Origin of the sequence: Gilliamella sp. CG25 (genome assembly GCF_046635705.1) — a bacterium.
In the GTDB taxonomy this organism is placed as follows: domain Bacteria; phylum Pseudomonadota; class Gammaproteobacteria; order Enterobacterales; family Orbaceae; genus Gilliamella; species Gilliamella apicola_I.
On record NZ_JBIDFJ010000016.1, the window covers coordinates 1 to 20,749 of the forward strand.

General features: G+C 33.8%; 19 protein-coding genes. 13 read left to right on the top strand and 6 right to left on the bottom strand.

Features of this window, described 5'->3' with window-relative positions; translation table 11 throughout:
• Positions 1 to 214: 214 nt before the first annotated feature.
• Positions 215 to 1,606: an MATE family efflux transporter gene (locus ACGH6P_RS10400; RefSeq protein ID WP_267349680.1), complete on the bottom strand. Its 1,392-nt coding sequence runs from the start codon at positions 1,604 to 1,606 to the stop codon at positions 215 to 217.
• 363 nt (positions 1,607 to 1,969) lie between these two features.
• Between ACGH6P_RS10400 and yejK the strand changes: the two genes are divergently transcribed.
• The 5 genes from yejK to ACGH6P_RS10425 all read left to right on the top strand — a co-directional run bounded on the left by yejK (position 1,970) and on the right by ACGH6P_RS10425 (position 7,522).
• Complete coding sequence (yejK, locus tag ACGH6P_RS10405; protein ID WP_267349678.1) at positions 1,970 to 2,974, top strand: nucleoid-associated protein YejK; 1,005 nt, start codon at positions 1,970 to 1,972, stop codon at positions 2,972 to 2,974.
• A gap of 43 nt (positions 2,975 to 3,017) precedes the next feature.
• Positions 3,018 to 3,857: a deoxyribonuclease IV gene (nfo, locus tag ACGH6P_RS10410; RefSeq protein ID WP_411597420.1), complete on the top strand. Its 840-nt coding sequence runs from the start codon at positions 3,018 to 3,020 to the stop codon at positions 3,855 to 3,857.
• A 329-nt stretch (positions 3,858 to 4,186) separates the two neighbouring features.
• Complete coding sequence (locus tag ACGH6P_RS10415) at positions 4,187 to 5,194, top strand: hypothetical protein (protein ID WP_411597421.1); 1,008 nt, start codon at positions 4,187 to 4,189, stop codon at positions 5,192 to 5,194.
• A 170-nt stretch (positions 5,195 to 5,364) separates the two neighbouring features.
• The gene (locus tag ACGH6P_RS10420; RefSeq protein ID WP_411597422.1) at positions 5,365 to 6,372 is read left to right on the top strand and encodes a hypothetical protein; all 1,008 of its coding nucleotides are present in this window, start codon (positions 5,365 to 5,367) and stop codon (positions 6,370 to 6,372) included.
• Positions 6,373 to 6,934: 562 nt separating this feature from the next.
• The gene (locus ACGH6P_RS10425) at positions 6,935 to 7,522 is read left to right on the top strand and encodes a hypothetical protein (RefSeq protein ID WP_267349672.1); all 588 of its coding nucleotides are present in this window, start codon (positions 6,935 to 6,937) and stop codon (positions 7,520 to 7,522) included.
• Positions 7,523 to 7,629: 107 nt separating this feature from the next.
• Here the strand turns inward: ACGH6P_RS10425 and yccS are convergent, their stop codons facing one another.
• Complete coding sequence (gene yccS, locus ACGH6P_RS10430; RefSeq protein ID WP_411597423.1) at positions 7,630 to 9,774, bottom strand: YccS family putative transporter; 2,145 nt, start codon at positions 9,772 to 9,774, stop codon at positions 7,630 to 7,632.
• A 455-nt stretch (positions 9,775 to 10,229) separates the two neighbouring features.
• Here yccS and ACGH6P_RS10435 point away from each other — a divergent pair, with 455 nt between their 5' ends.
• Entirely contained in the window at positions 10,230 to 10,556 is a 327-nt protein-coding gene (locus ACGH6P_RS10435) for a Grx4 family monothiol glutaredoxin (RefSeq protein WP_411597439.1), read from the top strand.
• Between the two features lie 41 nt (positions 10,557 to 10,597).
• Here the strand turns inward: ACGH6P_RS10435 and rnt are convergent, their stop codons facing one another.
• The gene (gene rnt, locus ACGH6P_RS10440) at positions 10,598 to 11,281 is read right to left on the bottom strand and encodes a ribonuclease T (RefSeq protein ID WP_411597424.1); all 684 of its coding nucleotides are present in this window, start codon (positions 11,279 to 11,281) and stop codon (positions 10,598 to 10,600) included.
• 106 nt (positions 11,282 to 11,387) lie between these two features.
• On the bottom strand, positions 11,388 to 12,140 hold the full coding sequence (locus ACGH6P_RS10445; RefSeq protein WP_267349666.1) for a hypothetical protein: 753 nt from the start codon (positions 12,138 to 12,140) through the stop codon (positions 11,388 to 11,390).
• A 371-nt stretch (positions 12,141 to 12,511) separates the two neighbouring features.
• Between ACGH6P_RS10445 and ACGH6P_RS10450 the strand changes: the two genes are divergently transcribed.
• The 7 genes from ACGH6P_RS10450 to cysZ all read left to right on the top strand — a co-directional run bounded on the left by ACGH6P_RS10450 (position 12,512) and on the right by cysZ (position 19,251).
• Positions 12,512 to 13,270 carry a Nif3-like dinuclear metal center hexameric protein gene (locus ACGH6P_RS10450; protein ID WP_411597425.1) on the top strand — a complete coding sequence of 253 codons (759 nt, stop codon included), beginning with the start codon at positions 12,512 to 12,514 and terminating at the stop codon, positions 13,268 to 13,270.
• A 95-nt stretch (positions 13,271 to 13,365) separates the two neighbouring features.
• Positions 13,366 to 14,244 (top strand): 4-hydroxy-tetrahydrodipicolinate synthase, encoded by an 879-nt coding sequence (gene dapA / locus ACGH6P_RS10455; RefSeq protein WP_267360616.1) that lies wholly within the window; start codon positions 13,366 to 13,368, stop codon positions 14,242 to 14,244.
• 35 nt (positions 14,245 to 14,279) lie between these two features.
• Positions 14,280 to 14,996 (top strand): outer membrane protein assembly factor BamC, encoded by a 717-nt coding sequence (gene bamC, locus ACGH6P_RS10460; RefSeq protein ID WP_411597426.1) that lies wholly within the window; start codon positions 14,280 to 14,282, stop codon positions 14,994 to 14,996.
• A gap of 258 nt (positions 14,997 to 15,254) precedes the next feature.
• Positions 15,255 to 15,965 carry a phosphoribosylaminoimidazolesuccinocarboxamide synthase gene (gene purC, locus ACGH6P_RS10465; RefSeq protein WP_411597427.1) on the top strand — a complete coding sequence of 237 codons (711 nt, stop codon included), beginning with the start codon at positions 15,255 to 15,257 and terminating at the stop codon, positions 15,963 to 15,965.
• Entirely contained in the window at positions 15,965 to 16,420 is a 456-nt protein-coding gene (locus ACGH6P_RS10470; protein WP_267380089.1) for a DUF441 domain-containing protein, read from the top strand. Before purC ends, ACGH6P_RS10470 begins: the two co-directional genes overlap by 1 nt.
• Positions 16,421 to 16,423: 3 nt before the next feature.
• The gene (locus tag ACGH6P_RS10475; protein ID WP_411597428.1) at positions 16,424 to 18,367 is read left to right on the top strand and encodes a tRNA(Met) cytidine acetyltransferase TmcA; all 1,944 of its coding nucleotides are present in this window, start codon (positions 16,424 to 16,426) and stop codon (positions 18,365 to 18,367) included.
• 71 nt (positions 18,368 to 18,438) lie between these two features.
• A complete protein-coding gene (gene cysZ / locus ACGH6P_RS10480; RefSeq protein ID WP_411597429.1) occupies positions 18,439 to 19,251 on the top strand; it encodes a sulfate transporter CysZ in 813 nt (270 codons plus the stop codon).
• A 32-nt stretch (positions 19,252 to 19,283) separates the two neighbouring features.
• Here cysZ and ACGH6P_RS10485 read toward each other — a convergent pair whose 3' ends face one another.
• Positions 19,284 to 19,475, bottom strand: a complete 192-nt coding sequence (locus ACGH6P_RS10485; protein ID WP_267360622.1) for a hypothetical protein — start codon at positions 19,473 to 19,475, stop codon at positions 19,284 to 19,286.
• Positions 19,476 to 19,600: 125 nt separating this feature from the next.
• Entirely contained in the window at positions 19,601 to 20,737 is a 1,137-nt protein-coding gene (dapE, locus tag ACGH6P_RS10490; protein WP_411597430.1) for a succinyl-diaminopimelate desuccinylase, read from the bottom strand.
• Between the last annotated feature and the right edge of the window lie 12 nt (positions 20,738 to 20,749).

Here is a 20,749-nt window from a genome sequence, read left to right on the forward strand (position 1 = left end):
CTCAACTTGATACTCGATTTGGCTCAGATAAATATTCACGAATTGGTGGACAACTAGGTTTAAATTATTCATTCTAATAATAGTAATATCTTACTAAATACAAAGCAGTACAATTAAGTACTGCTTTTTTTATAGATAATTATTAATAACATCAAAAACGATACAACTGTATGGCTTAATCTAACCTAATAACCGATTCTAAACAGCTGAAAAATTATTCATTTAGTTTTGATGAACAATCTCGATTTTTAATGGATTTAAAATAACAATAGAGCACAATATAGGCCGTTCCTGTCGATAGCAGATCTGCTGTTGGCGATGCTGCCCAAACACCATCAAAACCAAAGAATAGCGGTAAAATATATAACGCAGGTAATAAAATTAAAATCTGCCTTGAAAGACTTAATAGGATCGAAATTTTTGCCATGCCAATACATTGGAAAAAGCTTGTTGTCACCATTTGGAATCCAACAAAAGCAAACGAAAGTGTCGTATAGCGAAGCGCTATAGCTGATAAAGAAACCAAATCCTGTTCAGAACTAAAAGCACGAACAAGTGTATCGGGAATAAAAAATCCCAGTATAAATCCAATAGATGTGACCACCGTTGCAACCTTAACCGCATAAAAAAACGTTGCTTTAACTCGTGCGTAATTTTTAGAACCATAATTGTAACCAATTATAGGTTGCATGCCTTGATTAATACCTATGACTATCATAATAATTAAGGTAATAAGTCGATTTGCATTTGAATAAGCTGCGATAGCATCATCGCTCGATTCATGGGCTAATGGTGCATAGTGATTAAGTTGCCAGTTGATAAACACAACCACAACGGAAGCGGCAATTTGCATAGCAAAAGGTGACATCCCGATGGATAAGATCGCTTTGACAATTTTTAAATTAAGTCTGAAATTGCGTAGATACAATTTAATATTGCTATTTTTACTAATAAAATGCTGCATGACAAACAGAAAACTTATCAACATAGATAGTGTGGTTGCCAAAGCAGCCCCACGCATACCCCAACCCAAACCAATAATAAAGATTGGCGCTAAAATTATATTAGCAATAACGCTGACAAACATCGTTACCATCGCTTTAAACGGATAACCACTTGCACGCATCATATTATTATAGTTAAACGTCAATGTCAGGAAGATACTGCCAGGTAAAAAGACTTCTAAAAATTCTCTGGCATAAGTGTGATTAACGGGACTAGACCCCACAAACCGTAAAACGGGATCAACAAAAAAAAGCAATAATGACAATGTTAAACCACTTAATAGCGCAGTTAACATAAACGAGGTACCGGCAACTTTTTCTGCCTGATCATTTTCGCCTCGCCCTAAAAAAATTGATATTCGGCTAGCAGAACCTATTCCAACTAACATACCTATTCCTGCCGCAAAATTCATGACTGGCAAAATAAGCCCAGCGGCGCTGAGTGCTTCACGTCCAATCCAATGACCGATAAAAATACCATCAATAATGTTATATAACGTATTAACAATTGTTCCTATTACCGCAGGCAATGCATATTGCCAAAATAATGAACTGATTTTTTTATTTCTGAAATCATTATAAATATCTTTGGAGTGAGCCATAGTTATTCTTACCACAATAAGGTTTTTTAAAAGTTATTTGTTTACAATATAGTTTAATATATTATTTAAAGTCAGTAATGTTTGCTAGTTGAATTAGCTAAATTCGTTACTTTGACGATTTATCAAACCAACATTTAAAATTAATATTCAATTAATACCAGTAAATTTTTTTAAGAAAGCGAGTCATCGTCATCTATTGTAGCTTTAAATGGTAAGAAAGCTTATGTAGATAAGATGTTATTGCCGATTTTGGAATGTTTATCTCATATAAGTCAAACAGGTTTTCATTTGTTGATAGCACTTTTTCAGTGCTTTGGTAAAATATATCATAATTTAATACTGCGATCCAAATAGGAATCCCTAATGAGTGTACAAATAGAAAAAGTTATTTTGCATAAATTAATTAGAAAAAGCGATACTGAAATTGAACTACAATTGCGTGACTCGATGTTAAGTAATCAACAAGCTGTGGTTAATTTAATTGAAGATATAAACCGTATTTATAATAATAAAAGTAAAGCATATGGTCTGTTCAACGAAGAAAGTTTATTTGAACAATCCCTTAAAGAATTACGGCTTGGCAACCAAGATTTTTTACATTTTAGTCAAGAATCTACCAAACAGTTACGCAATGAACTGGCTAAATATCCTTTTGCTGAAGGTGGCACAGTCGTTTTTTGTCACTATCGTTATTTAGCCGTAGAGTATCTGATCATTGCGGTTTTAAATAGTTGTTCGAGTATGTTAGTCAATGAACAACTTGATATATCTGAAACACAATATTTAGATATTGATCATGCTGATATTATCGCTCGAATTGATATCACTGAATGGGAAACCGATGCAGATTCTAAACGTTACTTAACCTTTTTAAAAGGAAGAGTAGGGCGTAAAGTATCAGACTTTTTTATGGATTACTTAGGTGCAAGTGAAGGGTTAGATGCCAAAGCACAGAATAAAACTTTAGTGAAAGCGGTTGATGATTATTGTCAGGAAATGCAATTTGATAAACAAGACAAAGTTCATGCACGTGAAAATGTTTACAATTATTGCCAAGCTCAGTTGCAAGCCGGTGAAGAAATTGAGCTTAAAAATCTCGCCAATGAATTACCAACTCATGGTGATAACAATTTTATGGAATTTGTTAAAAACAGTGATTACGATTTGGAAGAAACGTTTCCGGTTGATCGTAGTGCTTTGCGTCAACTTAAAAAATTCTCAGGAAGTGGTGGGGGATTAACACTAAGTTTTGATTCCGATCTCCTTGGAGAACGAATTAAATGGGATCCGCAAACCGATTCATTAGTAATAAAAGGTGTGCCACCTAACTTACGTGATCAGTTGCAACGCAATAGTAGTTCAAACTAATTATACACTTCCTTTTTTAACACAATTATCAGGATTCAAAAGTATGAAATATGTTGGCGCGCATGTGAGCGCTTCTGGTGGGGTTGATAACGCCCCAATCAATGCTTATCAAATTGGCGCAACTGCTTTTGCGCTATTCACCAAAAATCAACGTCAATGGCATGCAAAACCACTTGAAAGCGCTATGATCGATAGCTTTAAAAAGCGCTGTGAAAAATACGGCTTTACTAGTAAACAGATATTGCCACATGATAGTTATCTTATCAATTTAGGTCATCCGGATAGTGAACAACTTGAAAAATCACGCACCGCCTTTTTAGATGAAATGCAGCGTTGTGAGCAACTCGGATTAACGTTACTTAATTTCCACCCGGGTAGTCATTTAAAACAGATATCAGTAGATGAATGCCTCAGCCGGATTGCTCAATCCATTAATATTACGTTAGATAAAACTAACAATGTGGTTGCCGTAATTGAAAATACCGCAGGTCAAGGCTCTAATTTAGGTTATAAATTTGAACATTTGGCACAAATCATTGACCAAGTGGAAGATAAAAGTCGCGTTGGTGTCTGTATTGATACTTGTCACGCCTTTGCTGCCGGTTATGATTTACGTACTGAAAAAGCCTGTCAAGAAACGTTCGCCGAATTTGAAAAAATTGTTGGTTTTGAATATTTACGAGGCATGCATTTAAACGATGCCAAAAGTGAACTTGCCAGCCATGTTGACCGCCATAATAGTTTAGGAAAAGGGAACATTGGTGAAACGGCTTTTAAATATATTATGCAAGATCCAAGAATTGATGAAATCCCGCTGATTCTCGAAACTATCGATCCGGATATTTGGGCGCAAGAAATTGCATGGCTAAAAGCACAGGAGTAAATAAAATTAAATTAAAAAATGCCAATGAGAAGAGCAACTATTCAAAGATTTACTGCCAGTGGTATTTTGCTTTGAATAGTTCGCATTTAGCTGTGAAGGTCTCGATTTTATTGTGCCTGAAAAGGATAGGATAGCATTGAAATGTGATAATCGCTATTAAATGGGACTTTCAAGACATTATCCAGTTAAAATTTGACCAAAGTACATTGGTATTTGAAAGAATTACAATAACAATAAAGGTAATAGGAAGGCACACAAAGTGTGCTAAAACAGTGAATCAGACAACCAGTAGCCTAACGTTGTCTTATAAAAAGTGCATAGGAAATAAAATGAAAAAGCAGTTATATTTATTATTGATGAGTTTTATCACATTGTTATTACTCAGCAATTGCAGCACCAACACCAATTCGGATAAATCTGAAACATCTGGATCGAACATAGAAGTAATAAAAGATGTCGAGATATATTATGTGGAGAGCGTCGAATATCTCGACCCTGATAGTATATTTTTTCATGTATCGTTATCGGAAACTTTACCGCCCGATGCTGACAAGAAAATACTACCTGCCAATCTAACCCCAAAAAAATATACATTAACCGACAAAGAACGTAAATTGTTTATGAAAATGGCAGGGATTGCAGAAGATGCGTATTTCTGGATTTATGATTACACAAACAATCAACTCTACTCCTATCCAATTTTATCTATGGAAGCAACGGCGATATTAGATTCTTATAGATCCGATCGTTCGCCTCCTTATGATACGGAAGATTATCGAATTGGATTCGACTTACCGCAAGATTTATTGCCAAGATTTCGTTCAAATTATGATTTATTCGTTTCTATAACAAAAGACAATCCTTTTGCACAAGAACAACTTACACCACTTGACTGGCGGTTAATTCCAAATGCAAATTATCCGGATACAGGGCCAGATAAATTATCAAATAGAAATTATGGAAATCTCCCGAAGTATCTAAAAAGTTACATGGCCAATGCGAATAATATGACTTTTTATGTTCAGGATTATGTAGATGAAAAAGAGCCACAACTACGGGATATTTATAAAATTTTTGATAGAGAACTTCTAGTTGTAGATAAAGAAGGTAACACTCTTTTTAAAAGGCGCATGTATCAATCGGAAGGAACCTCATTAGTTGGTTTAAACAATTACCATGATTATGAAAATGAAAAATTCCAATGGGCAGGACAATTATTCAAAGATTTACCCCCAGTGGTATTTGGTTTTGAATGGTTTTCATTTAGCTGTGAAGGCCTCGATTTTATTGTGCCTGATAAGGGAGGGATAAGATTTAAATGTGATAATCGCCATTAAATGGTACTTTCAAAATATTATCTAGTTAAACTTTAACCAAAGTTTGTTGGTGTTTGAAAGAATTACAATAAAAATAAATGTAATAGTAAGGCACACAAAGTGTGCTAAAACAGTGAATCAGAAAACTAGTGGCATAACGTTGTCTTATAAAAAAGTGCATAGGAAATAAAATGAAAAAACAGTTATATTTATTATTGATGAGTTTTATCACATTGTTATTACTCAGCAATTGCAGCACCAACACCAAGTCGAATACATCTGAAACTTCAGGATCGAACATAAAAGTAATAAAAGATGTTGATATATATTATGTGCAGAGCGTCGAATATATCGACCCTGATAGGATATTTTTTCATATATCGTTATCGGAAACTTTACCGCCCGATGCTGACAAGAAAATACTACCTGCCAATCTAACCCCAAAAAAATATACATTAACCGACAAAGAACGTAAATTGTTTATGAAAATGGCAGGGATTGCAGAAGATGCGTATTTCTGGATTTATGATTACACAAACAATCAACTCTACTCCTATCCAATTTCATCTATGGTAGCAACGGCAATATTAGATGTTTTTAGATACGAAGGTTCCCCTCCTTATAATACGGAAGATTATCGAATTGGATTCGACTTACCGCAAGATTTATTGCCAAGGTTTCGTTCAAATTATGATTTATTCGTTTCTATAACAAAAGACAATCCTTTTGCACAAGAACAACTTACACCACTTGATTGGCGGTTAATTCCAAATGCAAATTATCCGGATACAGGGCCAGATAAATTATCAAATAGAAATTATGGAAATCTCCCGAAGTATCTAAAAAGTTACATGGCCAATGCGAATAATATGACTTTTTATGTTCAGGATTATGTAGATGAAAAAGAGCCACAACGACGAGATATTTATAAAATTTTTGAAAGAGAGCTTCTAGTTGTAGATAACGAAGGAAACACTCTTTTTAAAAGGCGTATGTATCAAGGTGAAGGTATGTCATTAGTTGGATTAAACAATTACCATGATTATGAAAATGAAAAATTCCAATGGGCAGGACAACTATTCAAAGATTTACCCCCAGTGGTATTTGGTTTTCAATGGTTTTCATTTGGTTGTGAAGGTCTCGATTTTATCGCACCCTACAGGGACGGTATAGAATTTAAATGTGATAATCGCCATTAAATGGTACTTTCAAAATATTATCTAGTTAAAATTTGACCAAAGTACATTGGTATTTGAAAGAATTACAATAAAAATAAATGTAATAGGAAGGCACACTCAGTGTGCCAAAACCGTGAGCTCGACAACCAGTAACAATAATTTATCTTAATAAACGGCATTGGCAGTGAAATAAAAATAATAATCACTAAGATTTTATTGGATATGGCATAACGCATTATTAAATTGATGTAATACACTTAAAACATTTAATGATCATATAAATTTAAAAATTATGGTCATAATATATTGAAAAAAATCATTAAATCAGTAAGATATTTTTTGAACTGAAAAGGTAAAAATATACAATAGCGAGAATATACTATTCGTTTTTTTATATTTTTTTGAGTTGTTGTTACATAAATAAGAGTATAATTGCCTAAAAATAAATACCATAGTTAATGGTATCAAAAAGTTTTTTTCTATGTTCATTAGATTGTATTATATTTAGACAGATTAATCATAATATAAAAACATTATAGTTTAACCCTATACGCTTAAATATTTTTAAAATCAAGGATGTAGTATGAGTTATATTCAAAAATTATTTAGAAACATTGGTATTTTAGTTGTTGTTACACTATTAAATTTTGTTTGTTATGCAATAGCTGCCCCTGCATCAAATCTATCTGATAATGAACAAATAGCCAAAAATGTTGAAGTACGTGAGTTAATCTATATTGATTATTTAAAAGAAAAAAAACGTTTTGCCTTTATCCCTGTCACTGATGATTTACTTAAACATGGTGGTCGTTCAATAGAAGCTTTTTTCTTAAGTCATGCAGAGCAAAATCATACCGATCCGGTAAGTGCAGAATACAAAAAAAAATATTACCGTATTGAAGGTAAAGACTATGAAATATTTATAGCTAAATCAGGCTTATCAAATTCAGATTTTGTCTTCGTGTTTGATAAAGATTCGAAACAACTTAAGTCATTTGCATTAAATGAGTTGAATGCTATAGCAATAATTAGCCCTGATCACTCTATTAAAGATAGTGGTCCTTATTTTGAATCCGATTTTTTATTTGGATTTGAAATTGATGCTGATAAATTAAAGGATTTTACCAATCCATTAGTTTACATTGGTAAAGAAAATCCATTTATTCATTAAAATTACCTTGAAGCATTCCAAAAATTTTTATTAGATGTTTGAGAATATAATTAATTGTATTGACCAGATTCATTAATGATCCTCAAACATCTAAATTTTCTAAGCAATCAGTTTGTTGGTTCTTCTAACTCCACTACTAAATTAATGAATTCTGGCAAAATGTCTAATATTAATGCCAGTTGCTGCAAAACCAAAATATCATTGGTGTTTTGTTCGTCATTAATGGAAATGGTTTCAATATAATTTGAAATCATTTTTTTCATGACTTGTTCATTTTCATCGATTTTTTTATCGTTTAAAAGATTGATGATATAGACTGCTAGATCATCAAATAGATCCAATGTATGTTGAGCAATGATTTTATCTCGGTGCGAACCTAATGTTGAAAGATAGCTGATTAACGTGTGATTAAGCGTTAATAAACGGAAACCCTGTTCAATCACGTTTCGATTTACATGAGGTTCTTTTGTCATCAGACTAATCAATGTCGATAGGTCAGCATTACTATCGTGGGCGGCGCGTCTTGCTAATCGATATTTTGGGTCATTGGTTTTGCCCGTTAAATATTGACTTCCAATAAGCGCCAGATAGTGACTATCATCATGGCAAACGCGATCAATTAGTTTGGTTAAATTTCTAAACTTCCAGTCTGGCCAAATAAAGCTAACAGCAAACCATGCAATAAAACAGCCTATCAGTGTTGCAATAATTCGTAGGATAGCAACTTCTACACTATTTTCGCCAATTAAACTGAAACTAAAAAAGACTAATAATGTAATAAATGCGGTAGCGTAAGCATATTGAGAATTTTTAAATAAGAAAAATAGCCAACCAGTTATGATGATTAAAATTAACTGTTCAATGATGCTTGGAAATAGATAGGTTAACGGAATGCCGACAATAATACCCAAGATAGTACCAATAATACGTAATTTTAGTCGATATTTAGTCGTTGAATAGTTTGGTTGGCAAACAAAAAGACTGGTAAGGATAATCCAATAACCATGAGAAAGATTAGAAAAATAAATGATGATATAGCCAACAAACAGGACAATACTCATACGTATTGCATGACGAAAAAGGGAAGACTTGAGAGTTAAATTATGCTTAATTTTAGCAAAAATATCATAGAAACTTGTGAGTTCCTCATCAATTAATTCATTATTTTCTTTGTCTTTTGAAAGATGTTGTTCATTATCAATATTTGCTAATAATAAGTCGATAGATAACAAATTTTGATAAAGATTTTGTAGGGATTTAACCAGTAAGGCTTCCGTTTTATTTTTAGCTTGATAATGGGCAATAGCTTCTTCTAAATATGAAAAATGACGAGCAAATAAGGAATCATGCTGATAAGTTTGATTCATTTTAATGGCAACAGCTAATTTGGCACATGCTTTTGATTGTAAATTCAAAATTCGTGCAAAGCGAAATAAAATATCACTATGTTTAAAATGTTGACTTAGCGCTTGATAATCACCATGTGAAGAGCTTGCTCGCTCATGAATATCTTGAGCAACAAAGTAATAACTAAGCATTTTTTTCACATATGATTGGCCTTGATAAGCTTTTAATCGGTTAAAAAGAGCGTGTTTAGCCTGATTAAACACATTAATCAATTGATTGTTACATTCGGTTAATTCTAATGTTTGACTTTTAAATTCATGAGTTTCATCTGGGTCAAACATCGCTGCTTTAGCATCAAGGTAATGACTTAATTTTACAAAACAAGTTGAAATAGTCTGTTGGGTCGTTCGAATCGGCTGAATAAGAGATTCAATCAAAGAGACAATGTTATACCATAAAGCGCCGAGTAATAAATAACAAGGTAGCGTGTAATTATCATCAAATAAATTATGCCCTAACATGGTATAGGCTGCGATCAATAACGATCCAAAAGCAATCACACCATAACGTTGACCCAAAGAACCAAGCATAATGAAGATAAATGTTGAACTCATCAACCCTATAATGAATAGAAGTGGAATATTAAATAATAGTTCGACAGAAAAGGTAGCAATTGCAAAACACACTAACGTTAATAAAATATTTATACATCGGCTTAGTAAACGTGTATCAATTTCGGATAATCCTGCTGCCACAACACCCAGTGTTAAAGGAATGACATACGACACATAGCCTAAGTACCAAGGAACCAAGGTTGAACCTGTTAAACTGATTAACATACGAATACTGAAAAGTAGATTACTACTATAAAAGACTTTACGTAAAGTTAAGATTATTGGATGCACGATGTTTTTTGAATTGAATGTTAGTTACTGTAAATGTAAGTAGCATACTATATTGTGTCAATTTGTAAAAGGGCTGAGGCAACTTGCTAAAACTAATGTATTGATTATTTGTGTTAACTAAAGTTAAATTAAAATATATCATTGACACAAAAGTCATTGCTAAGTGAGATCTCGTTATTAATGAATGTATTTATTACACTAATAGGTTAAGCCTTTTATTTATTTGTTTGGCTTCTTTTAATGCAAAATAAAACCATGTTACTTACTGAATTTAAAGTAATTTATCTGCTCATGTCCCGATTGATTACTGACTTAATTTATCTACTAATGACGTAATTAAAGGTTATCATTACGTCAACTAAATGGGTAAGAGTATAACTCGCCTTATTTCTAAGTTAAAATACGACGTAAAGTAGATATTAAATAACAAGGAATAAATCGTTATGACAACTGAAATGACAACACTTGATAAGATAAAAAAACAAATTGCAGAAAATCCTATCATTCTGTATATGAAAGGCTCGCCTAAATTACCGAGTTGTGGTTTTTCAGCACAAGCAGTACAAGTATTATCTCAATGTGGTGAGCCTTTTGCGTACGTCGATATTTTACAAAATCCCGAAATTCGTGCTGAATTACCAAACTATGCAAATTGGCCTACTTTTCCACAGTTATGGGTTGAAGGTCAACTAGTAGGGGGATGTGATATTATGATCGAAATGTTCCAAACTGGTGAACTGCAAACATTAATAAAACAGACAGCTGAAAAACATAAAGCTTAAAAATAGACACATTATTTAAATAAGAGAGTTTGATTACTCTCTTAAATCTCTTGAACTTCTTCGTCTATTGAACTTGGCTCGAGTTGAGGCAATGGCCAGCCTCCTAATCGCTTAAATCGATTCACTATTTCACAAAATAAAATAGCGGTTTTTTCGGTATCATAAAGTGCAGAGTGGGCTAACTTGTGATCAAAAGGAATGTGAGCAAGTTCACATGCTTTTGCTAGAACGGTATGCCCAAACACTAAACCACTCAGTGCTGCAGTATCAAAAGTAGCAAAAGGGTGAAACGGATTACGTTTAATATTGGCTCGTTCTGCTGCTGCCATTAAAAAACTATGGTCAAAGTTTGCATTATGCGCAACCATAACAGCACGATTGCAATCGTTTGCTTTAATTCCCGATCTAACCATTTTAAATATCGCTTCAAGCGCCATTTTTTCGTCAACAGCTTGTCTTAATGGATTGTCGATATCAATACCATTAAAAGCTAAGGCACTCGGTTCTAAAATTGAGTTTTCAAATGGATTGACATGAAAATGAAGGGTTTGGTCTGGAATCAGCCATCCCTCTTCAGTCATTTGTAGTGTGATTGCCGCAATTTCTAGAATAGCGTTAAGTTTTGGGTCAAATCCTGATGTTTCTATATCTATTACAACAGGATAAAAACCACGGAAGCGTTCACATAATTTAGCATTTGGCACAATAGTTGTCTTATTTAGCATAAAATAAAATTATTATGCCAGTTTTTACCGTATTCGCCTAGTTTTACCTTCGATTCAGCACTGTTGAACTCGAAAAAAAATATACTAAATAAAAACACTAAAAACGCTATCTGTATAATTTTTGTTTAGATTGTTCAATTGATTTTATCCAAGTCTGATTAATACGTTTAGCATGTTTAGGCATGTGTTTTAAGCGTAGTTCAATTTTTTGTAAAACTTCTTTAGCGAGTGAAAATTGCTGCCACTCAATTAAGGTTTGTAAATAGTATGAAGCGGCTTCTAAACTTGGATAATAACTGATTAATGCATTAAATTCTTCTTGAGCTTCTTTTTTTAAATCAAGTCCAATTAAGATTTTGGTATAAAGTAAATGTCCTTCATCAGAACGATAAGTTGGATTTTTATCTCTTAGATAATCCAAAGTTTCTTTTGCCTTTTTGTACTGTTCAACTTGATAGAGTGCGTAAGCATATTGTAATAAAATATCTGGTGCTGATTCATAGATCCCAGTTAATGCTTCTTGATAATAAATTAACGCTTCATGAGCTCTATCATTATCAACGAGTGCTTTAGCTAAACAGACTTTTGCTTCAACAGTGGGCGAAATTTCATAATTACTTAAAGCTTCGCGAAGTTCACGTTGCGGATCTAACGCTTTTAATAATTTTGATTCAATTTGATATCCCACTGAGGTTTGTCTAAAATCGGGTAGAAATATGACTAAAAAGTAAATCAAACTACCAATAAAAGGAAAAAGGAACAATATAGACAGCCAAAATCGTTCTTGCTCTGTTTTAATTACATGAACAGCAAAAAATAGAGCGATAATTGTACTGAATCCTATACCTAAAAATGGCAAAACATATACCTCATTGAATATAAACCGACGTAATGTATCATTTAGCTAAAACTTAATAAATAATAGAAAAGCACAAATTTGTTAATTTGTTTAACTCCGTGTTTTCATGCATCCAAAAATCATTTTAAAACAGGATGTTATTTATTGACCTTCTGTAAATATGAAAGAATTTATTTAAAATATCACCATTAATATCACTATATCGAATCGTTACGTGAGATAATTTATAATAGTTTATACTTAATCATATAGGCTGGTTTATAAAAAAATTGCCAATATTTCGATTATAATAATTTCGAGATTCATTAAAGGATTTTATTAAAAAATTCATATTGTTCTTTAAAAAGTCATTAAAAATACGAGAGGAAAACGTGCAAAATTTTGAACTTCAACAAATTATTAATCATGAATTACAAGTTGAACGCTACCGTGACTATGCACCTAATGGTTTACAAGTACAAGGACGTAAGCAAATAAAAAAAGTGATAACTGGGGTAACCGCATGTCAACGTTTATTAGATGAAGCCGTTAAATTAGATGCTGATGCGATTTTAGTTCATCATGGCTTTTTTTGGAAAAATGAACCACTAACGATAACAGGAATTAAATATAAACGCTTGCAAACATTGCTTTCAAATAATATTAATTTATTTGCGTATCATTTGCCTTTAGATGGACATCCTGTTATCGGCAATAATGTATTACTTGCGGATTTATTCAATATTGAAGTGGATAAACGTGAGGATATAACCGATTTACTGTTTAAAGGGACACTCATTGAACCGACCACATCACTGCAATTTAAGCAAAAACTTGAACAAGTTTTGCATCATCGTTCACGAGAAATATTATTTTGTGGCGATAATGCTCCTCAAATAATTAAACGAATTGCGTGGTGTAGTGGTGGTGGTCAAGACTTTATAGAAGCAGCAGCAGAACAAGGATTTGATGCTTTTTTTACAGGTGAAGTTTCTGAACGTACCATTCATATTGCTCGAGAATATGGAATTAATTTTTATGCAGCAGGGCACCATGCCACTGAACGTTACGGAATCAAAAAACTTGGTGAATGGCTAGCCAAGCAATATGACCTTGAAACTATTTTTATTGATATTGATAATCCTGCATAACAAAAGTTGAATTTAAATAAGAAATATCGCATACTTGTCGGTAGATTTTTTATTCTTGAAGTTGGTTATCAATAAATAATATGAGAGGTCATTTTATGTTTACAGGAAGTCTGGTCGCCCTTGTTACTCCAATGGATACAAAAGGAAATGTAGACCAAGTAAGCTTAAAAAAATTGGTCGAATATCATATTGCCAATGGCACATCGGCAATTGTTTCTGTTGGTACCACTGGCGAATCAGCAACGCTTGATCATCATGAGCATATCGATGTAATTAAAAGAACGATCGAATATGCAGATGGAAAAATAAATGTCATTGCCGGAACTGGCTCAAATGCGACTAAAGAAGCAATTGAATTAACTAACCGTGTTGAAAATATTGGTGTAGTTGGCTGTTTAACCGTTGCGCCATATTATAATAAACCAACTCAAGAAGGTCTTTATCAACATTTTAAAGCAATTGCGGAAAATACAGCTTTACCCCAAATAATCTATAATGTACCGGGTCGTACTTGCAGTGATATTAAGCCAGAAACAGTTGGACGATTATCTAAAATAAAAAATATTGTTGCATTGAAAGATGCAACAGGAGATTTATCAAGAGTTTATAAAACTCGTAAACTTGTTGGTAGTGAATTTAAATTATTAAGTGGTGATGATGCGACTTTCTTAGATTTCATGATTTTAGGTGGTGACGGTGTGATTTCCGTGACAGCGAATGTAGCTGCCAAACAGGTTGCAACAATTTGTGAACTTGCAACGAAAAATCAAATTCAAGAAGCTCGAAAACTGAATGATACGTTATCAGCACTACATAGTAGCTTATTTATTGAGCCTAACCCAACTCCAGCAAAATGGGCTTGCACAAAATTGGGTCTAATGGCGAACGATACGATCCGTTTGCCGCTGGTTTCACTTACAGATGCTTCTGTGTCTGTGGTTGAAAAAGCTCTTAAAGATGCGAATTTACTCTAATTTATGTATAACCAATAATTTATAAGCAGATATCTATGTTTAATAAAACTATGTTAAAAAACAAAGCGATTAAAAACACAATGGTGATGACAGCCATTGCATCTTTATTTTTGGTTGGTTGTGGTAGCGATCAAAATTATAAACGAGAAGTTGATGGGAACGAAGATTATTTGAATTCGCCAGTTTTGAAACCGCTAACTGTCCCTCAGGGTGTAACGGTACCTGCTGAAAGTTCCGAATATTATATTCATTTTAATAAAAATGAAGGCGCTGTATATGGTAAGCAAGTGGATATTCGGGCACCTATCATTCCTATTCCAACTATTCCTGATTCTTATGCGTCTTATAACTATGGTACCGCTTCATTAAATGCGCCTGCTGATGCAAATGTATGGTCTGTTATCCCAACTGCGCTGAATAAATACAATATTCCGATTAGTAGCAGTGATAATAATGTTATTGTTACGGGCAATGCTTCAATTTTTTCAAGTGATGAAGAGCCGAACATCCAAGCGTCTTATGTTATTCATCGACAAAATTATCCTGGTACAGAAAATATCATTGTCGAGTTGAAAACATTAACGCGTGGCACACAAGATATTTCTTCTGATTCTATTGAAGTGCAACGGTACGTTGTTCGCTTATTTAATTTAATAATGGATGAGGCTGCACCTAAGTCATCACAAGTAGCGCAAGAACAAACAGATGAAAACGCCGTTGAAGACAAAACCATTCATGAAGATTCAAAATAAAGCAAGACGCTATGAGATATTATTTGTGACAAGTAACATTTTGATAAATAGTTAAGATAATCAGTAGTGAAGAATTTAGTTAATTCTTTTATGTAAAACTGGCTATAGATTGAACTTCACTATTCGAGACGATATAGCAAACAATAGCATCTTATTATTTATTGCATTGGTACAAATAGGTGAGTATCGAAAAGTTTAAAACTAAGGAGCGAATAGCTCCTTAATCATTTGTTGGCAATTTGATATAAGGTTAGAACCATGAAAAAGTTGGCTGAGCTTTACCGTGGTAAAGCAAAAACGGTTTATACTACTGAAAATCCCGATCTATTAGTGTTAGAGTTTCGCAATGATACTTCCGCTTTTGATGGCTTACGTATTGAACAATTAGAGCGTAAAGGGCGCGTCAATAATAAATTCAATTATTTTATTATGAATAAACTGCGTGAAGCAGATATTCCTACTCAAGTTGAAACGCTTTTGTCTGATACAGAAGTCATCGTCAAAAAACTGGATATGGTACCTGTGGAGTGTGTGGTTCGAAATCGTGCCGCAGGTTCTTTGGTCAAACGCTTAGGGGTTGAAGAAGGTAAGGTGTTAAATCCGCCAACATTTGAATTATTCCTAAAAAATGATGCATTGCATGATCCCATGGTTAATGAGTCATATTGTAAAACATTTGGTTGGGCTACTGATGAACAGTTATCAACGATGAAGGCACTAAGCTTTAAAATCAATTCAATTTTGACCGATCTTTTTGATAAAGCAGGATTTATTTTAGTGGACTATAAACTTGAATTTGGATTGTTTAAGGGTGAAATTACGTTAGGTGATGAATTTTCCCCTGACGGTTGTCGATTATGGGAAAAAGAAACCTTAAAAAAAATGGATAAAGATCGTTTTCGCCAAGGGCTTGGCGGTGTCATTGAAGCTTATGAGGAAGTCGCCACCAGAATCGGCGTTGCTTTGTAATGTTTGCTCAATTTGATATCTCCTTTTTTCTTTTACTGGGTTTAGCTGCACTGTGTTATTTAACGCATAATAACACAGTCACTTTTGCCGTATTATTGCTACTATTATTTAAATTAACACCATTGTCGACCTATTTTCCGTTTTTAAATCAATATGGACTGACAATTGGTATTGTCATTTTAACGGCGGCTATGATGGTTCCGCTTGCCGACGGATCTTTGAGTATCAAAGACATATTAAAATCATTCACAACATGGCAATCAATTTTAGCTATCTTTGTCGGCGTACTTGTCTCTTGGCTAGGTACCCGTGGGGTTTCTTTAATTGGCGCACATCCCACCATTGTTAATGGTTTAATCATTGGAACCTTGATTGGTGTTGCCTTTTTCAAAGGTATTCCAGTTGGCCCCCTTATTGCCGCAGGCTTGCTTTCCATATTGATTGGAAAAAGTTAGTCGATGATTAATCTTGATAGCACCAGAACTTTATGGGTGTTGCGTGGTGATGTAACGAAATTATTCAGTCAATTAAGTGACATCATTAAGCAACATAAAGGGGATTGGATCACAATAAGTGATCAAGCCATTTTATCAAATTATGTGCCAAATATCGTATCAATATCTAATACTAAAACCCTTTTAGGACAAGAGTATTTACATGCCATTTTTGATGCAACTCAGTCATTTAATTTAGAAGCATTTGCCATGTTGTCAGGAACGCTTGTAAAAGGAAGCCGATTGATTTTGTTATTGCCTGAAAATTATAATCTTTGGGCAGACAAAGATAGTTTACGTTGGAATGAAGATGCTTATCCAATACCTGTGCCTAATTTTATAAACCATTTACAGCACACTATCTCTAAATTTAACGGTTTCCAAAAAAATAACTTTTCTGAATGTTATTTGACATCGCCTGATTATGATGAACAGCAACACACATTAAAACAAGTGTTAAACAGTGATAAGCCTATCAATGTTATCACGGCAAAACGAGGTAGGGGAAAATCCGCTTTGGCAGGTCAATTCTCTCACTATCGACATTGCATTGTTACGGCTCCTAACAAAAAATCGCTGACCACTTTCTTTCGTTTTGCTAAACCTGATGTTCGTTTTTATGCACCTGATGAATTAATCGAAAAAGGTGTCGATGATTTTGCTGACTATCTTATTATTGATGAAGCAGCCATGATACCTTTGCCAATGCTAAAAAAATTGCTGCAACTCGTGAATTTAGACAAAAGCCGTATTTTACTGACTACTACGGTTGAAGGTTACGAAGGTACCGGACAAGGTTTTTTATTAAAATTATTAAATGATAAGCAATGTGATCATTTTCATCTTGAAAAACCAATTCGGTGGAATGGCGATGATCAGTTAGAATATTTTACTGATTGTTTAGTTCTCAATGGACTAATATCAGCAGAAATTCAGCGAATTAATAATACAAAGCCAATTGATTATTCCATAGTAGCGCGTCATGATTTAAGTAGTTTGAAGGAGATCTTTTATTTACTGAAAACAGCCCATTATCAAACTACGTTAGTTGATTTAAGGCGACTTTTAGACGCGACAAATTTGACGATTTGGCAGGCTAAACAGAGTCATAACCTAATTGGTGCAGCCATAACGGTTAAGGAAGGAGATTTACCGGATGACTTAATTGAAGAAATATGGAAGGGTAACCGTAGACCAAAAGGAAATATGGTTGCACAATCTTTGGTAGCCCATGCAGGTGTTAAACAAGCAGCAAAATTAAAATCTGTCAGAATAAATCGCATTGCAGTGATAGCTTCTTATCGAAGACAAAATATTGCAACGCAATTGATACAACATACTTATGAAGCGGCAAAAAAACAACATCAAGATTTTTTATCCGTGAGTTTTGCCTATAGTAGGGAAAATTATCAGTTTTGGTCATCTGTAGGTTTTGTACTTGTACATGTTGGTAGTCGTTTAGAGGCAAGTAGTGGCACATATTCGGTAATGGCAATAAAACCGATTAACCAAAATGGTATAAATTTGGTCAACGTGCTATCCAAAAAGTTACAACGTAACATGATGTGGTTAAAAGAGATCATCGCACTCCCATTTGATGAAATGCTTATTGCTGATACTGATCAGCAATTGACTAAGCAAGATATTATGGAATTATACGGATTTTGTTATTTTCATCGAGCATTCGAAGCAACTTATGCTTCATTATGTCGCTTACAACAATTTAATGATAAGCAAAATAATCGAGTGAAATTATCTGTCTTAGGTGCTTTACTGAAAAATAAAAATCAAGGCAATGCGATCATTCAGCAATTTCAATTGACTGGGCGAAAAGCATTATTAGAAACAATTAAACAAGAGGTTAAGCAATGGTTGAATAGTAACAATGAAGTTATTTATGAAAAATAGCAATGTTGTTTTATTGAAAACCATGCTGATAAGTTAAATTTAGCGTTATTTCATGTTTAAAAGGAACAAGAGTGAAGAGTAATAATGTAGATAAATTAAGATTTAATTCAAATTTTAATCATGATCGGCGTAGATCGGGATTTGAATATTTTCTGTTAGGCTGGTCCTTAGCATTCAGCCCGAAAATTAGACATTTTGTATTCTTGCCTTTATTGGCGAATATGGTGATTATGTCAGCGCTATTTTATTGGTTTTTTTCCACAATTACCGGCATGGTTGACTGGGGATTATCTTATGTACCGGGGTGGCTTTCTTGGCTTGGCTATATTATTAGTTTTATGGTGATTCTGATTTTAGTCATATTATTTTGTTATTTTTTTAGTACAGTGGCTAACTTTATTGCTGCACCTTTTAACGGCTTGCTTGCCGAACAAGTTGAAGCTGAATTAACGGGTATACCTGCACCCGATACTTCTTGGTTAAGTGTAATCAAAGATTTACCTAGAATATTTGGTCGTGAAATTCAAAAATTAATCAATTATGTATTATGGTCTATCCCAATATTATTAACGTATTTTATTCCTGTTATTGGTCAAACAGTCACACCGATAATTTGGTTTTTATTTACTGCATGGCAAATTAATATTCAATACGCTGATTATCCTTTCGATAATCATAAGATTACTTTTCATCGTATGCGTGAGTTACTTAAGCAGGATAAAGTTGATAATTTAGTCTACGGTATTTTAGTTAGTTTTTTTACTATGGTGCCACTATTAAACCTAATTATTATGCCAATTGCAGTTTGTGGCTCAACTGCGATGTGGGTCGATCGTTATCGCCATCAAGCTTTATTTAAAAGTGATATTAACGATATCCGATAGGGAAGAAAGTGATTAATTTTTTTCGAAATTAATCACTTTTTGTTTTTATCCTCAGCACTTTTTGGAGTTTGGTTATTCTCCTCATCATCATAAGGTATGGGTTTAATTCCTTTTTTATCAATGTAAGACTTAAAATTAAGCTTATTGAGAGCTTTAATGGCATTAATAAAAATACCTAAGATGAATAATAAAATTACCCACCAATAATCTTTTATCCACTCCATTTTTTTACCTTTGTTGGATGCATGTTAGTGACGCTCGTTTAGTCGAATGTCCAAAGTAGCATTAAATAATCTATTCAAATTTTGTTTGAGCAGATTTAACAAGTTAGATAACTTAGCCAATCTTATTAAACGAGTAATTTTTCCAAAATTCTTTGATAAATTTTTTTCAGTGTGATGATATCCTGACAATTTACATTTTCGTTAATCTTATGGATTGTTTTATTTAATACCCCAAACTCGATAATCTGACAGCCCATTTTTGCAATGAAACGTCCATCTGATGTTCCGCCACTTGTTGATAATTTTGTCTCAATATTTGTGTTCTCTTTTATCGCACTTGCTGTAGCTTGAGTCAGTTCACCTTGCGGCGTTAAAAACGGATGACCTGATAAACGCCAATTTAACGTATAGTTTAATTTATGCTTTTGTAAAAGTTGCTCAACGCGGGTTTTAATTAATTCGTCAGTGAGTTCACTACTGTATCGAAAATTGAACTGCACCGATAGATCACCGGGCACAACGTTTTCAGCTCCTGTGCCTGCCTGAATGTTTGCAATTTGCATAGAGGTTTGCGGAAAATATTGATTGCCATTATCCCAAACCGTATTAACCAGTTCAGCCAGTGCAGGGGCAAATCGATGAACAGGATTGTCAACTAAATGAGGGTAGGCGACATGACCTTGCATACCATGAATAATTAAATTTGCTGTCAAAGAACCTCGACGCCCATTTTTAATTTGATCGCCTAAAACCTTATCACAAGAAGGCTCTCCTACAATACAATAGTCTACACGTTCCTGACGTTCAATAAGACGATTAACAACTTTAACTGTTCCATCGGTTGCATCAGCTTCTTCATCAGAGGTAATTAGAAACGCAACACGACCACGGTGATTGGGGTTTGCTTTAACAAAATCTTCAGCAGCACAGATCATTGCTGCGACACCACTTTTCATATCTGATGCGCCACGGCCATAAAGTACACCATGAGTATCAATGGTTGCCTCAAATGGGGGATACAGCCATTGGCTTTCATCGCCAGCAGGCACTACGTCGGTATGACCAGCGAACATAAGTGTTGTTTCTGACGGATCGCCATGATAAGCCCAAAGATTTTTAGTGCGACCAATATTGAATTCTTCAATGATAAAGTTAAGTGATGTTAAGCGCTCGATAAGGATATTTTGACAATTTTTATCATCTGGACTTATCGATTTTTCGGCAATTAATGCTTTGGTTAGTTCAATAACAGGCTCTGTCATAATGATCTCGGT

Bases quoted from the DNA above. Each gene is read 5' to 3' on its own strand.
- ACGH6P_RS10400 (WP_267349680.1), bottom strand. From the start codon at position 1,606: ATGGCTCACTCCAAAGATATTTATAATGATTTCAGAAATAAAAAAATC.
- yejK (WP_267349678.1), top strand. From the start codon at position 1,970: ATGAGTGTACAAATAGAAAAAGTTATTTTGCATAAATTAATTAGAAAA.
- nfo (WP_411597420.1), top strand. From the start codon at position 3,018: ATGAAATATGTTGGCGCGCATGTGAGCGCTTCTGGTGGGGTTGATAAC.
- ACGH6P_RS10415 (WP_411597421.1), top strand. From the start codon at position 4,187: ATGAAAAAGCAGTTATATTTATTATTGATGAGTTTTATCACATTGTTA.
- ACGH6P_RS10420 (WP_411597422.1), top strand. From the start codon at position 5,365: ATGAAAAAACAGTTATATTTATTATTGATGAGTTTTATCACATTGTTA.
- ACGH6P_RS10425 (WP_267349672.1), top strand. From the start codon at position 6,935: ATGAGTTATATTCAAAAATTATTTAGAAACATTGGTATTTTAGTTGTT.
- ACGH6P_RS10435 (WP_411597439.1), top strand. From the start codon at position 10,230: ATGACAACACTTGATAAGATAAAAAAACAAATTGCAGAAAATCCTATC.
- rnt (WP_411597424.1), bottom strand. From the start codon at position 11,281: ATGCTAAATAAGACAACTATTGTGCCAAATGCTAAATTATGTGAACGC.
- dapA (WP_267360616.1), top strand. From the start codon at position 13,366: ATGTTTACAGGAAGTCTGGTCGCCCTTGTTACTCCAATGGATACAAAA.
- bamC (WP_411597426.1), top strand. From the start codon at position 14,280: ATGTTTAATAAAACTATGTTAAAAAACAAAGCGATTAAAAACACAATG.
- purC (WP_411597427.1), top strand. From the start codon at position 15,255: ATGAAAAAGTTGGCTGAGCTTTACCGTGGTAAAGCAAAAACGGTTTAT.
- ACGH6P_RS10470 (WP_267380089.1), top strand. From the start codon at position 15,965: ATGTTTGCTCAATTTGATATCTCCTTTTTTCTTTTACTGGGTTTAGCT.
- ACGH6P_RS10475 (WP_411597428.1), top strand. From the start codon at position 16,424: ATGATTAATCTTGATAGCACCAGAACTTTATGGGTGTTGCGTGGTGAT.
- ACGH6P_RS10485 (WP_267360622.1), bottom strand. From the start codon at position 19,475: ATGGAGTGGATAAAAGATTATTGGTGGGTAATTTTATTATTCATCTTA.
- dapE (WP_411597430.1), bottom strand. From the start codon at position 20,737: ATGACAGAGCCTGTTATTGAACTAACCAAAGCATTAATTGCCGAAAAA.